General features: G+C 63.7%; 5 protein-coding genes and 1 tRNA gene. 3 read left to right on the top strand and 3 right to left on the bottom strand.

Annotated features, from left to right (window positions below; all coding sequences use genetic code 11):
- Positions 1 to 50: 50 nt before the first annotated feature.
- The 3 genes from cysK (at position 51) to Q4S41_RS15995 (ending at position 10815) form a co-directional block, all read left to right on the top strand.
- Positions 51 to 974 carry a cysteine synthase A gene (cysK, locus tag Q4S41_RS16005; protein ID WP_305032132.1) on the top strand — a complete coding sequence of 308 codons (924 nt, stop codon included), beginning with the start codon at positions 51 to 53 and terminating at the stop codon, positions 972 to 974.
- A 538-nt stretch (positions 975 to 1512) separates the two neighbouring features.
- Positions 1513 to 8112, top strand: a complete 6600-nt coding sequence (locus tag Q4S41_RS16000; protein ID WP_305032131.1) for a GEVED domain-containing protein — start codon at positions 1513 to 1515, stop codon at positions 8110 to 8112.
- Positions 8113 to 8307: 195 nt separating this feature from the next.
- Positions 8308 to 10815, top strand: a complete 2508-nt coding sequence (locus Q4S41_RS15995) for a GEVED domain-containing protein (RefSeq protein WP_305032130.1) — start codon at positions 8308 to 8310, stop codon at positions 10813 to 10815.
- 243 nt (positions 10816 to 11058) lie between these two features.
- On the opposite strand, the gene Q4S41_RS15990 is transcribed toward Q4S41_RS15995, so the two are convergent.
- The 3 genes from Q4S41_RS15990 to Q4S41_RS15980 all read right to left on the bottom strand — a co-directional run bounded on the left by Q4S41_RS15990 (position 11059) and on the right by Q4S41_RS15980 (position 17115).
- Entirely contained in the window at positions 11059 to 12996 is a 1938-nt protein-coding gene (locus Q4S41_RS15990) for a peptide-N-glycosidase F-related protein (RefSeq protein ID WP_305032129.1), read from the bottom strand.
- A 315-nt stretch (positions 12997 to 13311) separates the two neighbouring features.
- Positions 13312 to 13385, bottom strand: a tRNA-Ala gene (locus Q4S41_RS15985).
- Between the two features lie 187 nt (positions 13386 to 13572).
- A complete protein-coding gene (locus Q4S41_RS15980) occupies positions 13573 to 17115 on the bottom strand; it encodes a TonB-dependent receptor (RefSeq protein WP_305032128.1) in 3543 nt (1180 codons plus the stop codon).
- Positions 17116 to 17173 lie beyond the last annotated feature (58 nt).

The raw sequence follows: 17173 nt of genomic DNA, 5'->3' as shown, positions 1-17173 counted from the left end.
ACTCGCAGAGTCCATGCTACAAATACCTAAACATCACACCACTTCATCACATGAAAGCCAATACCATTCTCGACACCATTGGCAACACGCCGCTGGTGCGCCTCAACCGAATATTCGCCACCGTTCGCCCCGACGTGGAGGTGTGGGTGAAGCTGGAGCGCGCCAACCCCGGCGGTTCCATCAAAGACCGCATTGCCCTGAGCATGATTGAGCAAGCCGAGCGCGACGGCCTGCTCACCAAAGACAGCCTGATTGTGGAGCCCACCTCCGGCAACACCGGTGTGGGCCTGGCCCTGGTGGCCGCCGTGAAAGGCTACAAGCTGACGCTGGTGATGCCCGAGAGCATGAGCATCGAGCGCCGCCGCCTGATGGCTGCTTACGGTGCCAACTTGGAGCTCACGCCCCGCGAAAAAGGCATGAAGGGCGCCATCGAGCGAGCCCGTGAAATTGTGGCCAGCACGCCTGGCGCCTGGCTGCCCATGCAGTTTTCGAACCCTGCCAACCCGAAAATCCACGCCGAAACCACGGCCCAGGAAATCCTGCGCGATGCGCCCGAAGGCTTCGACTTCCACATCACGGGCGTGGGCACCGGCGGCCACATCACGGCCGTCACGGAGGTGCTCAAGCCCCACTTCCCCAAGATGAAAACCTTTGCGGTGGAGCCCGAGGCGTCGCCCGTCATCAGCGGCGGGGCGCCGGGGCCGCACCCCATCCAGGGCATCGGCGCGGGCTTCATTCCCGAAAACCTGCACGTGAACGTGCTGGACGGCGCCATTCAGGTAAGCCAGCAGGAAGCGTACGAGATGACGCGCCGCGCCGCCCGCGAGGAAGGAATGTTCGTGGGCGTGTCGTCGGGGGCGTCGTTGGCGGCCATTGCCAAAAAGCTGCCCGACATGCCGCAGGGGAGCCGCGTGCTCACCTTCTGCTACGATACCGGCGAGCGGTATTTGTCGGTAGAGGGCTTGTTTGTGTAAGTAGTAGTCAGGATTGCGCGGCTGATTTGTTTGGCTGCGTCTATGCCGGGGATTTGCCAGGGGCCGTCCTTTTTAGGGCGGCCCTTTTGCGTGCGTTGGGTTACTGTTTGGGTAGTTCAAAAGGGCGGTTGGCGGAGCGTTGATGGTAGAAGCCCGCCAGCAGTGAAGCTGCATGGCGATGGCCTGAATTTGTAATAATATAAATAATGGTTGAAATAATTTAACTAAAATAAAGACCCTGATTGCGAAATACACTACGCGCTGATTTTTAGTTTAATAAATGGTTTTAGCAAAATATTATTTATCGCGTTGGTTTTATGAAATTCATTCATTGGAGAAATAAAAAATAACGAACTATCCATTATTAAAAGAATAAGTTAACAAATTCTAAATGTGAAGTTTTTTGGTCGTTAAAATTTGATTTTACATTTAGCCGGCTAACGATTCTTCGTTGGGTGAAAAGAACAACTACTGTTCTATAGCGTCGGGTCTGGCCTTGTCAGCCATTGACTTACATTTCTTAACTCTTTCTTCTTTTATGCAAAAACCTTTACCTTTTTTGCGCCGGTTGCTTTCGCTGGCGGTGGCACTGGGTGCCGGCTACGCCGCCCAAGCCCAGGTGATTCCGCAGCCGGTGCCCCTGGCGGGCAGCAGCTTCAATGCAGACATTGTGGCCAACGGCACGGCCCAGACGGCTGCTGGCGGCTCGGCCGTCGACATTGATGGCGGCGGCTACTTCTTTCCGTCGGTTGACTACACGACGAGCGGGGCGGCCGGCTTTTTTCACCCGTCGCTGGGCTTGCCGTTCGGGCAGTCGTTTCTGAGCGTGGGCACGCCCAACGTCCGGTTCAATCTGGCCGGGTATGGGAGTAGCAATGCCCTGCGCCTCACGGGCACCAACTCGGGTACGCTCACTATGGCTTCGCCGGTCAACTCCCAGACGCTGTACGTGCTGGTGACGGGCGGGGGCGTGGGCACCGCCACGGCCAACAACCTGCGCCTGACGGTGAATTTTGCCGACGGCAGCTCGCAGGTGTTTGCACGCATTGTGCCCGACTGGTATTCCACCATCGTGCAGCCCTACCACACCACCACGGCCTTTGTGCTGAACACCCGCGTGAATGGCACCGGCACCAATAATACGTTTGAGCTGCCCGGCAACAACCCGCGCCTATTCCAGCTGGTGCTGCCCCTGGACCAGACCCGGGCCACGAGCAGCGCCGTAACGAGCATTCAGGTAGATAAAATTGTCAGCACGGGCATCATTCATGTGCTGGCGGTGAGCGGCGGCGGGGGCGCCTACGCGCCGGTGGCCCTGACGCTGCCGGCCGCCGGCACGCCCAGCGCCAACAGCGCCACCGGGCAGGACGTGGTAGCCAACGGCACCAGCCAATCATCGCCCAATAACTCGGCCACCGACGTGGACGGGGCCGGCTACTTTCTGGTATCGGCCGATTACACCAAGTCGACGACGGGCACGCCCCTGAGCGTGACGCAGGGCCTGCCGCTGAACGGCTCCATTCCAAGCCTGACCGTGCCCGGCCTCACGTACCAGCTGCAGCCCTACACGGGCGTTAACGCGCTCCAGATACGGGGGGCAGCGTCGGGCACGCTGGCCTTCGCCACCCCCACGTCGGCCACGGAAGTGTACGTGCTGGCCAATACGGTCGTCACGTCGGGCTTGCCGGGGGCGGGTACGATGGTGGTGAACTTCTCGGATGGCACCTCGCATTCCTTCTCGCCAACCTTCTATAACTGGTTTACGACGACGGGCGTGGCGGCCCCCACCTACGTGGGCTACAGCCCCAACGCCCGCGTGCAGGGCTACACCTCGGGCGGCGCTTCCAACACGACCAACGCCATCACTAGCTACATCAGCACCACGACCGGGGTGGCCAGCAACACGCCCAACCTGTTCGAGTTTAAGCTGGCGCTGAGCCCTGCCGAATACGGCAAAACCGTCACGGGTGTGACGGTGACCGGCCTGAGCAACACCATTCTGAGCGTGCTGGCCGCCAGCATCAACCCCGGCGCGCCCACCACCTGCGCCCTGAGCAGCGGCGGCCTGAGCGTGGCGGCCAACTCGGCCACGGCCTGCGCCTCCACCAGCCTCAATCTAGTGCTGACCGGCGTGCCGCCCCAGTTGGGCTACACCTACCAGTGGCAGTACCAGAAGGGTAGTGGCACCGCATGGGCCAACATTCCCACCACAGCCAGCACCACCGAGCCGGTGACGACCAACGCCACCAGCGCCACCTGCACGCTGACCAACCAGACCGCAGCCACCAGTTACCGCTGCGTGGTGACCTGCGCCAACGGCACGAGCGTTACCTCGGGCGAGCTGGCCGTGGGCCAGACCGATGTCATCAACTGCTATTGCAACCCGCCCCAATCCACCACCAACAGCAGCTGCGGCGTCAACGGCACCATCACGGCCGTAAACCTCAACGGGGGCAGCGGCTTGGCGCAAACCGGCATCAGCTGCCCGACGGCGCCTTACGGCTCGTTCGGCATTGTGCCCACGGCCACGGCTACCGGCACGCTCACGCAAGCCACTGCTTATACTTTGACGGTGAATGTGTCGAATGCCTCGCGGGTGGCGGCCTGGTTCGACGCCAACCAGAACGGGGTGTTCGAGGCCAGCGAATACCTGACGGCGGGCACCACCACGGGCGCGGGCACCGTCACGCTCAGCATTCCGGCCGCGCTCACGGCGGGCGCCGCGGTGGGCACCACCAAGCTCCGCATTCGTAGCGAAAGCAACTCCGGTTCGGTGCTCACGAACTCGGCCAACACCTGTGCCGCTACGGTGTATGGCGAAACGCTGGACTACACGCTGACGGTGACGGCCGGCATGGCCTGCGCGGGCGCGCCAGCGGCCACCACAGCCACCAGCACGGCCACGTCGGTGTGCGGCGGTACGGGCTTCACGCTGGATGCCACGGGCATCACGACCGGCGTTACCGGCCTGAGCTACCAGTGGCAGAGCAGCCCGGCCGGCGCCAACAATTTCACCAACCTGGGCAGCGCCCAAGCGGCCTCCACTTATGCGGTGAGCAGCATTGCCGCCTCGACCGATTACCGCTTGGTGGTAACCTGCACGGCCAGCGGGCAGTCGACGACTTCCAGCATCATTAGCGTGACGCGCGCTTACCTGAACTGCTACTGCACGGTATTGAGCACGGGTACCAACGAGTACATTAAGAGCGTGACCTTCCCCGGCACGTCGGGCTTCACCAATACCACCGGCGCCAACTCCACCAACGGCACCGGCGACTTCACCGGAAACTCCACTTACACGACGACCCTCAACCAAGGCGCTACTTATGCAAATGGCGTGAGCCTCACGGCGCGCGTGAACAGCAACGGCGCGCAGGGCGGCATGTGGATTGACTACGACCACAGCGGCACCTTCGACGCCGGCGAATACATTGCCCTGGGCAACGCCGACCTGCCTTCCCGCGACGTTATCCTGACCACGACGCTGACGGTACCCCTCACGGCCCTCACCGGCCCGACCCGGGTGCGGGTGCGCTGGCGCAACAGCAGCATTGCCGCCACCGATGCCTGCACCACGAACACGGCCGCCGGCTGCGTCAACGGCTGCGTGTGGTACGGCGAAACGGAGGATTACCTCATCACCATCGCGGCGCCCGCCACTTGCACGGCCCCGCCCAGCAGCATCGCGGCTACGGCCAGCACCGCCAACGCCTGCGCGAACTCCTCGTTCACGCTCTCGACCAACAGCATTCCGACTACGCTGGGCGGCTACACCTTCCAGTGGCAGAGCAGCCCGGCGGGCGCCGGCACGTTTGCCAACATCAGCGGCGCTACTACGCAGAACTACACGGTGGCCAGCCAGACGGCCGCCACCGACTACCAGCTCGTGGTAAGCTGCCAGTACGGCGGCACGCCCGTTACTTCGAACGTGGTGAGCGTGGGGCAGAATGCATTTGACCAGTGCTACTGCACCACTTCCTCGACCAGCGGCTGCACCAACTACGGCTCGATTTCTAATGTGAGCATCGGCACCCTCAACAACAGCTCGGGCTGCGCGGCCTCGGCCTACACGCTGTATCCGGCCAGCACCGCCACCACCAACCTGAACGCCGGCACTAGCACCCCGCTGTCGCTGACCATTGCCAACGCCGGCGCCGGTTACCGCTACGGCGTCTGGATTGACTTCAACCAGAACGGCACCTTTGATGCGTCGGAATTCGTGGCCAGCAGCACCACCAGCACCACGGCCTCGCCCACGGCTACCGTGGTCATTCCGGCCACGGCCCTGGCCGGCGCCACCCGCATGCGCGTGCGGACCAAGGCGGGCATCACGTCGTATGGCGATTTTGGGGCCGGCGACGCCTGCGTGGCGCAGTTCGACGGCGAAACCGAGGACTACACCGTCACCATTGTGGCGCCCACGGCTTGCGCGGGCGCCCCGGCGGCCCTGGTGGCCTCCGGCACGGCCAGCAGCGTTTGCGCGGGCAGCTCGTTCACCCTGTCGGCTTCCAACCCCGGCAACATCACCGGCCTGAACTACCAGTGGCAGAGCAGCCCGGCGGGCACCGGCACGTTTGCCAACATCGGCGGCGCCACTGCGTTGAGCTACACCGTGGCCAGCCAAACGGCCGCCACTGACTACCGCCTGCAAGTAACCTGCACGGCCAGCGGCCAGACCACATCCTCCAACGTGGTAGCGGTGGGGCAGAACAACTTCGCCAACTGCTACTGCACGCCCACGGGCGGCGACTGCTCCAACGAGTACATCCGGGGCGTGACGCTGAACACGCTCAGCAACGTGGGCACCGGCACCACCGGCACCGGTTGCACCAGCGGCGGCTACGTCAATTACACCGCCAACCCGGCCCTGACCACCACCCTCAGCCAAGGCATTACCTACGCCTTGGGCCTGAACCTGCGCATCAACTCGAACCCCGCCGGGGCCGGCGTCTGGCTTGACTTCAACCAGAACGGCATCTTCGAGGCCAGCGAATACACTTCGGTGTATAGCAACACGACGCTGACCGGGGCCAACGACGTGTCGGCCTCCGCTAACATCACCATCCCGGCCACCGCCCTCACCGGCCCAACACGGATGCGGGTGCGCTCGGCCAACAGCACGGTGTCCATTAGCGCCGGCTCGGCCTGCACCAACAACTATTTCGGCGAAGTAGAGGACTACCTCGTCACCATCAGCAGCAGCCTGCCCGACCTGACGGTGAGCACCGCCGCCACCATTCCGGCCGGTACTTATAATAACGTGACCGTGACCGGCACCGGCACCGGCACCCTCACCGGCGCGACGGCGGTGAACGGCACGCTGGCCGTGCTGCCCGGCGGCACCCTGAACACCGCCTGCCAGCCCCTGACCGGCCCCGGCACCTTCGCCCTGGCTGCCGGCGCCACCCTGAACATCTGCGACCCGGCCGGCATCACGCTGAGCGGCGCGACTGGCGCCATTCAGCTGGCCACGCGTAAGTTCTCGATTGCGGGTACCTACGGCTACAACGGCAGCGCGGCCCAGGTCACGGGTTCGGGCCTCCCCGCGCAGGTGCGCAACCTGACGGTGAACAACCCAGCCGGCCTCACCCTGAGCCAGCCCGTGGCCCTGCGCCGCCTGCTCACCCTGACCAGCGGTAACCTGCTGGGCGGCCAGAACCTGACCCTGCGCTCCGACGCCGACTCGACGGCCCTGGTGGCTGTGGGCGCCAGCGGCGGCACCGTGACGGGCGCGGCCACCGTGCAGCGCTACATCAGCCCGGCCACGAATGCCGGCCTGGGCTACCGCCACTTCGCCGCCCCGGTGACGAACACGACGGTGGCCGACCTGACCACCGCCAGCTTCAGCCCCAGCGTGAGCCAGGGCGCGGCCTACAACGCCTCGGCCACGCCGGGCACCGTGACGCCCTTCCCCAACGTGTTCGGCTACAGCGAAGCCCAGCAGGCCACCAGCCCCGCCACCAGCTATTCGGTATTCGACCGCGGCTGGCTGGCCCCGACTTCGACCGCCGACCCGCTGACTTCGGGCAAAGGCTACACCGTGAACCTGGCCGCCGGCCAGATGGTGGACTTCGTGGGCACGCTGGGCACGGGCAACGTGTCGCAGGCTCTCACCCGCGGCACCACGCCTGATGCCGGCTGGAACCTGCTCGGCAACCCGTACCCCTCGACCCTGAACTGGGACAACGTGACCATTCCGGCCGGCGTGGATGCGGCCGTGTATGTGTACCAGAGCACCAGCCAGTACGCGGGCAGCTACACCAGCTACACCAACGGCCTGGGCACGGGCACTCGCTCGGCCACCATCGGCATGGGCCAGGGCTTCTTCGTGCGGGTGAGCCCCGGCACGACGGCCGCCACCTTCACCCTGACCAACGCCGCCCGCAGCACCGACTTCGGCACCGGGGGCAGCTTCCAGCGCGGCAACGACCCCCGCGCCCGCGTGCGCCTGGCCCTGGAAAATACCGGCGCCACGCTCTCGGACGCCGCCTATGTGTACTTTGAAAACGGCGCCACCGCGGGCATCGATGCCCGCTACGATGCCGTGAAGCTGGCCAACCCCACCGGCCTCGGCCTGGCGGCGGTAGCGGCTGGCACCGAGTTGGCCATCAACGGCCTGCCGCTAACCAGCACCGCCACCGTGGTGCCCCTGACGGTGAACGTGCCCCAGGCCGGTACCTACACCTTGCGCGCCGACGAGCTGCTGAACCTGCCCGCCGGCCCGGTGTACCTGCGCGACGCCCTCACCGGCCAGCAGATTGACCTGCTCCAGCAGGCCAGCTACCGCTTCAGTACCACCGGCACGGCCAGCATCGCGGGCCGCTTCACGCTGAACTTCTCGCCCATGGCCAGCCCGCTGGCCGCGCAGCTCGGTCTCACAGCCGCGAGCGTGAGTGTATATCCCAACCCGGCCCATACCAGCGTCACGGTGCTGCTGCCGGCCGTGCCGGGTGCCAAAGAAGCCCAGCTGACCTTGTTCAACAGCCTCGGCCAGCGCGTGCGCGAGCAAACCGTGGCCCTCAGCGCCGCCGGTGCCCAAACGGTGCTGTCGGTGAAAGACCTGGCCGCCGGCGTGTACACCCTGCATCTGCAGGTAGCCGGCCAAGGCGCTGTAACCCGCCGGGTAGTGGTGGAATAACCGGCTAGCCCCGCGCTACCATTCAGAAAGCTCCTGCCGGCCCGTCCGGCGGGAGCTTTTCTGTGAGTGGGGGTAGGGGAATTACATGTTTAAAGCGCGTCACTTACCGAAACTCACGGACGAGGCGCTACTTTTAAATTCAGGACTTGCCCACCGTCTGCTTCCCTGTTTAACCTCTTCACCAACACCTTTTTCATGAAACAAAAATTTACAAATTATGCCAAGCTGGCGCTCTGTGCGCTGGGGCTGGGCGCGGCCACGCGGGCGCAGGCCGCCTACGTGCCCGTGGCGCTCACGGGCTACAACCACGACGTGGTGGCCAACGGCACGGGCGTGTCCACCAATTCAACCACGGTGGGCGTCGACGACAGCAACTACGTCTTCATGGCCCAGGACTACAACCCCACGGGCACCTCGTACCTGCCCAACAACGGCCTCATCAACAGCGCCGCCACGGCGGGCCTGGCCTACCAGTTGGCGCCTTACACCGGCAGCAATTCGCTGCGGATGCCGGCCACGGCCACGGGCACGGGCACGGGTTCGGGCACGCTCACCTTCACCACGCCGCAGTCGGCGGGCGAGGTGTATGTGCTGGCTACATCGGGCAGCGGGGCCAGCACGGCCACCATCACCGTCACGTTTACTGACGGCACCACGCAGGTGTTCAGCGGCCAGACGGTATCGGACTGGTACGGCGGCTCGGGCTACGCCATCCTGGGCCTGGGCCGGGTGCAGCGCGGCGTCGAAAATCGCGAAAATAACGCTTCCGACCCGCGCCTGTATCAACTGCGCCTCACCATTGCCAGCACCAATTTCGCCAAGCAAATCCAGAGCGTGGGCTTTGCCAAAACCTCGACCACGGGTGTGCTCAACGTCATGGGCATCACCATCAATTCGGTGTGCAGCGGCACGCCGGCTGCCGGGGTGCCGGCCGCCAGCACCGCCAGCGCCTGCACCAACAACAGCTTCACGCTGAGCCTCACCGGGGCCGCTTCCGGCTCGGGCATCAGCTACCAGTGGCAGAGCAGCCCGGCCGGCGCCAATGCCTTCGCCAACATCGCGGGCGCCACCACCGTGCCCTACACCGTGGCCAGCCAGACGGCCGCTACCGACTACCGCGTGGTCGTCACCTGTTCGGGCAGCGGCATCTCGTCCACGTCGCCACTCGTGAACGTGCCCCAGAACTCCTTCCTGAACTGCTACTGCACCCCCACCGGCGGCAGCTGCGCCAACGAATGGATTCGGGGCGTGACGCTGGCCTCACTGGGCAACACCGGCACCACCTGCAGCTCCGGCGGCTACGCCAGCTACACCACCAACGCGGCCCTCACCACCACGCTCAGCCAGGGCGCCACCTACCCGGTCACGCTCGATTTGCGGGTAAATGCCACCAACAGTGCCGCCGGCATTTGGATTGACTACGACCACAGCGGCACCTTCGACGCCAGCGAGTATACCCTCGTCGGCACCGGCCCGGCCACCGGCTTCGCCACCCTCGACCTGAGCCTCACCGCAAACGTGACTATTCCGGCCACGGCCCTCACCGGCCCCACCCGCCTGCGCGTGCGTTCCAACAACGGCGGCGTGGTGGGCAACCAGGCCTGCTTCAACAACTACTTCGGCGAAGTGGAAGACTATGTGGTCACCATCGCGGCGCCCACCGCCTGCGCCGGCACGCCCAGCGGCGGCACGGCCACGGCCTCCAGCCCGGCGGTGTGCCCGGCCACGGCCTTCACCTTGCGCGCCAGCGGCTACTCCACCGGCGCTACGGGCCTCACTTACCAGTGGCAAAGCAGCCCGGCCGGCGCCAACACCTTCACCAACATCGCGGGCGCTACCACCGTGCCCTACACCGTGGCCAGCCTCACGGCCGCTACCGACTACCGCCTGCAGGTGACCTGCGCGGCCGGCAGCGCCACGGCCCTGTCGGCGCCGGTGAGCGTGACGCTGGCTCCGTTCACGCAGTGCTACTGCACGCCCACCTACGTGAGCGGCGGCAACACCGACATCATCAAAACCGTGACGCTGCGGAACCTAGCCAACAACACCAGCACCTTGGGCAATGTGGCGCCCTACTACCACGACTACAGCGCCCAGCAAACGGGTGCGTCGGGCCTGGCCGTACCGGAAGTAGTGGTAGGCTTCCAGAATAATGTGGTGCTCACCTTCGGCGCGGAGCCTTCCCAGTACAGCGCCCTGTGGATTGATTTCAACCACAACGGCATCTTTGATGGCAGCGAATATTTCACGTCGGGCACCAATGCGGGCGCCAACGGCACGGCTACCATCAACGTGGTGGTGCCAACAGGAGCGTTGTTAGGTCAAACCAAAATGCGCATTCGCGGCGGTGACGACTCGGTGCCGTTGGCCACCCAGGCCTGCGGCGCCTCACAGTCTGACTATGGCGAAGCCGAGGACTATCTGGTCAACATCGCCATCGTGACGGCCAGCCGTACCGGGCAGCCGGAAGTAGCCCTCAACGCCTTCCCCAACCCGGCCACCAATTCTCTCGCCGTAACGGTAGCCACCGCCGGCCCCCGCGCCCAGCTTAGCCTGACGGACCTGACCGGCCGCGCGCTCCAAACCCAGCCCGTAACGAGCCAAACGGCCCGTTTCGACCTCAGTAGCCTGCCTGCCGGCATCTACCTGGTACGCTACCAGGACGACAGCCGCATCAGCACCATCAAGGTGAGCAAGCAATAGCCCCGCGCATTTGCTGGACAACAAAAAGCCCCCGCAGTACACTGCGGGGGCTTTTTGCATTCAAGGTGTGAGGGTTAGGAAAGGGGAGGTGGTGTTTTTTGTCATGTAGCTAATAATAAGAACGTCATGCTGAGCGAAGTCGAAGCATCTCTGCCGCGCCAACTAATCAATTTCGCTGCAGCGAAGAGGTAGAGATGCTTCGACTTCGCTCAGCATGACGTTCTTTCGACTCACTGTGAAAACCTAATCAATCACCAGGCGGCGGTTCAGCGTCGTGCCGTCGGCCAGGCGCACTTCGAGGGCGTACACGCCCGGCGCTACGCCGTCGAGGGCGAGCTGCTGCACGGTGGATTTCACCTGGGGCAGGGTGCGGGCCCACACGCGACGGCCCAGGGCATCTACCACGCGCAACTGCACGTCCTGGGTGGCGGGCAGGTTGAGGTCGAAAGTGAAACGGCCGTCGTGGCTGGGGTTGGGGTACACGTCCAGCGCGCTCAGCAGCTTCTGGTTGGCCACGCCCGACACCGTGCCGGCTACCTGGAAATTGAGCGTGTACTCGCAGCCGAAGTCTCCGTTGATAATGTTCAGCGCGTTGCCCGCCGAGTTCAGGATGCGCATGGTGCCCACCGTGGCCGGCGAAGCCCACCACGAGAAGCCGTCGCAGCCCAGGTCGGTCACGCGCAGCGAGTAGCAGCCCGGCACCAGGCGCACGTTGTCGTTGTAGGTAGTGCTGGCGGCGGCGTTCACGCGCTGGCCCACCACGTTGCCGGCCACGTCGATAATCTGCCAGCTGGTTTCGTTGTAGAGGCCGTTGCGGGCGTTGTTGGTGACCATGTTTACCGTGATGGAGCCGGGCAGCTGGATGGACGGCGAGAAGCGCGTGGTCAGCGTGTCGTTGTAGGCGTTCTGGTCGCGGGTGCCGTTGGGCGTGGCCGTCCAGGCCTGGAAGCGGCCGCCGGCGGTGTTGTTCATCAGGGTGCTCAGAGGCGGCAGGGCCACCAGCGTGTCGCGGCCGTAGGCCAGGTCGCCGGTCCAGTTGTAGGTTTGAGTGGGGCCGCGGCCCTGCACGCGGTAGGCAATGGTCACGGCCGTGAGGCGGTTGCTGCCCAGGTTGCGCAGCCGCACCTGCGGCCCGCCGCAAATCGGGTTTTCGCGCTTGTAATTCTCGTTCGAGTTCGGGGCCATGATTTCATCCAGCGAAGCATCCGTCCGGAAATTGATGGCGCCCGACGTCACCAGCTGGCTGCTCCAGATGTACTGGGCCGAAGCGGAGGTCTGGTTGTTGGCCGTGTAGGGCTGCATGTCCACGTCCAGCGTGAAGGGCTGGCCGGGCGTGGTCACCCCGCTGAGGGGCTGCACAATGCGCCGCACCACCGCGCCGGGGCACCAGTTGCCGCGGTCATACACCCAGGTGCCGGTTTGCGGGTACACTTCGTTCTTGCCGCAGTCGTCGCGCCACAGCGAGGTGGTGCTGTTCCACTGGCCATTAATGAGCAGCTGGTAGTAGCGGCGGCAGAACTCGGCGCAGCCCGCCGGGTCGGAGCCGTGGCCCGAAATAAGGCTCTTCAAGGCAATGGTACCGGCCGAGGGGGCCACCAGCGCGCGGGCCGGCAGGTGGCTGTCGATGGGGTCGGTGGTGCGGCCGTAGGCAAACGTGCCGTCGTACACGTTGCGCACGTCCACGGGGTCCTGCGGCGGCGTGCCCTCGATGAAGTCCAGCCGCACCGTCACCGTGAAGCCCCAGGAGTAGCCCTGGTAGTCGAAGCGCATGCCGGGGCTGCCCACCAGCAGGGGCGCGTAGTCGGTCACGTCCACCACGTAGTCGTGGGTTTTGTTGGTGGCCAGCCAGTCGGTAGCGTAGGGCGTCATGATGCGCACCATTTCCAGGCTGTCGTGGGCCGGCGGGCGCAGAATCAGGCGCGTGGTGTAGTCCCACGAGCCGCAGTACTGCGAGCCCGGCGCGCAGGCGTAGCGTCCCAGAATGTAGTGCATCAGCACCTTGCGGTAGCGCCGGCCGGCGGCCGGCATCACCGCCGTGGTGTCATAAAAGCCGTAGTGCGTGAGCTTGCGCTGGTTGAAAATGGTGACGCGGGTTGTGTCGCCCGGGGCCGCTTGCGCGCGTTCCGACAGGGCCAGGCCCGCCAGGAGAAGCAATACCAGAATACGTAATCGTTTTAGCATTGAGCAGTTGGTTGATTTCCTGCTCAATATAAAACCGGAAATGGCGACCAGCCTATTCCAAACGTGCCCCGGGCGTACCGCCCATTGCTTGCTTATGGCCTGCTGGGCCAGGAAGCTTGCGAGCTTCGCTTTTCCGGGCCGGCTTTTGCGGCAAGCTGGCAACGATTCTGCGCGTTGGCTGCTGAAATTTTTAATTCAGCCCAAAACCATATTTTTCACCTCTGCCCTCAACTTCACTGGCCAAGGCCGCACACCCCAAAAACAAAACAGGCAGCCGCAACCGAAGTCGCAACTGCCTGTTTGTGGGTGTATCAGTGGAGAATATCGGAGTCGAACCGATGACCTCTTGCATGCCATGCAAGCGCTCTAGCCAGCTGAGCTAATCCCCCTGATTTGCTTGTTACCGCCGTGCCTATTGCGCTTTGGTTCGACAAAAGTACAGCCCGCAGCCGGTTTGGCAAGCCCTGGGCGCACTTTTTTTGTTGAAATAGCGCAAGGCCCAAACAATCAGCCACAAAAAAAGAGGGCAGGAATTTCTTCCCGCCCTCTTTCCGGAGCTACGCTAAGCCAGCGGGCTTAGTTGAAGATGTAGCGGATGCCAATCTGGCCCTGCCAGCGCGAGCCGATACCGCCCGTGTCTTTGCGGAAGGTGTCGGTGAGCACCGTGCCGGGCGTTACCACGGCGGTCGAGGTGCCGGCCGTGCCGCTCACAAGCACGGGGTTGGTCAGGTAGGGGAACGTGAACGTGGGCTGGCCCTGGGCGTTGTAGTTCGTGAAGGTCAGCGGGTTCACCTTGTTAGCCGTCTGGAAGGTACCCCAGTTGCTGTTGAGCAGGTTGCCGATGTTGAAGATGTCGAGGCTCAGCTGCAGCGTGTTGCGGTTTTCGCCGATGTTGGTGAAAATGTCCTGCAACAGGCGGAAGTCCAAGCGGTTCTGCCAGGGGCGCACGGCACCGTTACGCTCGGCGTACTCGCCGCGGCGCTTGCTCAGGTAGGGGTCCTGGTTGATGAAGTTGTCCAGGTCGGTCCACTGCTGGGCGGCCGTGTACACGCCACCGCCCTGAGCGGCCGTGAGGGTGATGGGGTTCAGGATGATTTCGCTCTGCGAACGGGGCACGTACATCAGGTCGTTGGCCGTCTGGCCGTCGCCGTTCATGTCACCCGAGTACACGTACGAGTAGCGGCCGGCCGGAGCGGCTTCGTAGAACAGCGAGAGCGTAGTAGCCAGGTGGCCCACATACTCCTTGCGGTACGATGCCGAGGCAATCACGCGGTGCTGCTGCAGGAAGTTAGAATAGCTCAACACGTTGGCGTTGGGGTCGCCCGATACCGAGCGGTCACGCCAGATAGACTGGGCAATCGAGCCACCATCGTTCACCGAGCGTGCGTCGGAGTAGTTGTAGGCTACGCTGGCGTAGAAGCCGCTGGCGAACGACTTCTGCAGCTGCGCCGTGATGGCGTAGGAGTAGCCTTTGTTCGTGTTGCGCATCAGGATGGCGTCGCTGATGTTCGGGCGGGCGGCGGAGTTGCCGTTGGGCAGGTTCGTAGGGTTGGGGCTCGGCGCGGGAAGCTGACCGTAAATCTGATTGTTTTTGGTATTGGTACCGGGAACGTAGAAAATCGGACGGTTATCGGCGCCAACGGCGCGGTTGTACGGGTTGGCTTCGGTGCCGGGCAGGTTCACGTTCTGGTGATACACGGCGTTGAGGTCTTTCGTATAGAAAGCTTCCAACGTGCCGATTACACCGCCGGGCAGTTCCTGGTCAATGGCCAGGTTTGTACGCCACACCTGCGGGAATTTGAAGTCGCTGGCCGTTACGGCAATGTTGTAAGCCGTGTTAGCCGCAGCGTTTTGCGGACGGTAGGCGTCCACGCTGGGGCTGAAGTACGCGGGGGTCGTGCCGGTCGGCACGGTGGTGGCGTTGCCGATGGAGCTGAACGAGCCGAACTGCACGCCGTTGTTGCTGGCCTGGTTCGAGAGCCACACGAACGGCACACGGCCGGTGAAGATACCCGTACCACCGCGCAACTGCGTTTTGCGGTCGTCGTTCACGTCCCAGTTGAAACCAACGCGGGGCGAGAACAGCACGCTCTTCTTCGGGGCGTTACCCGTGTTAAGCTGCACACCATCGCGGAAGCCGGTCAGGGCAGCCACGTTTGCGTTCTGCTGCAGGTCCGAGGTCAGGTAGGGCAGGTCGGCGCGGACGCCGTAGGTTACTTTCAGGTTGCTGCGGGGCGACCATTCGTCCTGCACGTACAAGCCCAGCTGCGCGGCCGAAATTTCGGCGAAGGGGAAGCCGCCCGGCAATGCCGAGTAGGAGAGGTTGTAGCGCTGCGCGCCCAGGGCACCTTCGGCCTGCGTGCGGGGCGTGAGGGTGCCGGCCGTGCGGTTGTAGTTGTAGCCATACGGAGCGAGGCCGTAGGGCGAGCTGCTGTTCGTGTTTACCGCCGAAGCATAGAAGTCTTCCAGCGAGTTGTAGGCGTAGTTGCCGTAGTAGTTCGGCGAGAAGCCGTTCTTGAACTTGTAGAATTCGTTGTAGGTACCCACCGTCACGTTGTGCTTGCCGAGGTAAGCCGTGAAGTTGTCGCCAATCTGCCACACGTCCGAGTTCAGGATGTTGAAGGCCGAGAAGGGCTCATAGCCAAACGAGGTCAGCGAGTTCGAAGCCGTCACGTTGGCCGAGCCCAGAGCCGTCCGGCTCGTGCCGGTGCCAATGTCAACCAGCGGGAAAATACCGCCGCTGCTTTCGCGGAAGTCGCGGAACGCCGAGTAGCCGCCCGTCAGGTTATTCGAGTATTTGCCGCCGCCCAGGGTGCTGTTCAGTTCGGCAATAATCGAGTTCAGGTTGTTGTTGATGCGGTAGTACGACGAGAGGAAGGGCAGGCCAAACTGCGACTGCGAACGTTGGTTGTTGATGCCGCCCGAGGTGCTGGGGGCAATGTCCGCGTACGACTTCAGGTAGTTGTACTTGATATTGAAGCGGTGGTTGTTGCTGATGTTCCAGTCGATTTTAACCGTGGCCTTGTCGCTGTTTTGCTTCAGGTTGTAGCTCTCGTAGGGGCCGGGGTTGTAGCCGTACTGCTGCTGCAGGAAGTTGCTCAGGAAGTCCAGGTCGCGGCTCGAAGCGTTGGAAATGGTGCTGCCGGCAGGCGCGGCCGAGCCATCGGTGGCACGGTTGGCGGTGAAGTTGCCGGTGGGCGGGTCATTCCGACGCTCCGACTCGGCGTTCACGAAGAAGAACAGCTTGTCTTTGATAATCGGGCCGCCCACGCGGAAGCCCACGTTGTTCAGGTTGAACTTGGGGTAGTCCGACTTGATGTCGCCCACCTTGTTGCCCACCAGGTCCTGGTTGCGGTAGAAGTCGTACACCGACGCCTGAAACTTGTTCGAGCCCGAGCGGGTCACCACGTTGATGCCGGCACCCGTGAACGAGCCCTGGCGCACGTCGAACGGCGCAATGCTCACCTGAATCTGGTCGATGGCGTCGAGCGAGATGGGCTGGGCGCTGGCCTGGCCCCCTACCGTCGACGACAAGCCAAAGGCGTTGTTGAAGATGGCACCATCCACGGTGATGTTGTTGAAGCTGCCGCTGCGGCCGCCGAAGTTCTGGCCGTTGGCCTGGGGCGTGAGGCGGGTGAAGTCGTTCAGCGAACGGTTCAGGGTGGGCAGGCGCTCAATGGTTTCGCGCTGCACCGTGGTGCTGGCGCCGGTGTGGTCGGCGTTCATCACCGGGTCGCGGCGGCCGCTCACGGTCACTTCCTGCAGTTCGGTGGTGGCGTCGCTCAGCTGCTGGTCGAAGCGCAGGTTCTGGCCCAGGGTCAGGAACAGGCCGTCGCGGTTCAGGTCTTTGTAACCCACAAAGGTCACTTTCACCGTGTAGGGACCACCTACGCGCATGCCCTGAATGTTGAAGCGGCCGTCGGAGTTCGTCGGGGCCACATACTGGGTGTTGGTGGGCGTGTGCACGGCAATTACCGTGGCGCCGGGCAGGCCCGCACCCGTTTTGTCCGTAATAAGGCCGCTCATGGCCGCCGTGGTGGAGCCTTGGCTCCAGCCGGCGTGAGCGCCGAGGAGCATCAGCGCCAGCAGAAAAAAGTGGCGTAATCGTAAATTATTCATACGAAAAAGAGTTGGTGAAACAGTGGGACTAGTGAGAAGCTGGTGAGAGCAGAATTCA

It is taken from the genome of Hymenobacter convexus (genome assembly GCF_030580955.1).
Taxonomy (GTDB): Bacteria; Bacteroidota; Bacteroidia; order Cytophagales; family Hymenobacteraceae; genus Hymenobacter.
The sequence above is the reverse complement of the archived record's forward strand: the minus strand, read 5'-3'. Positions and strand labels throughout refer to the sequence as shown.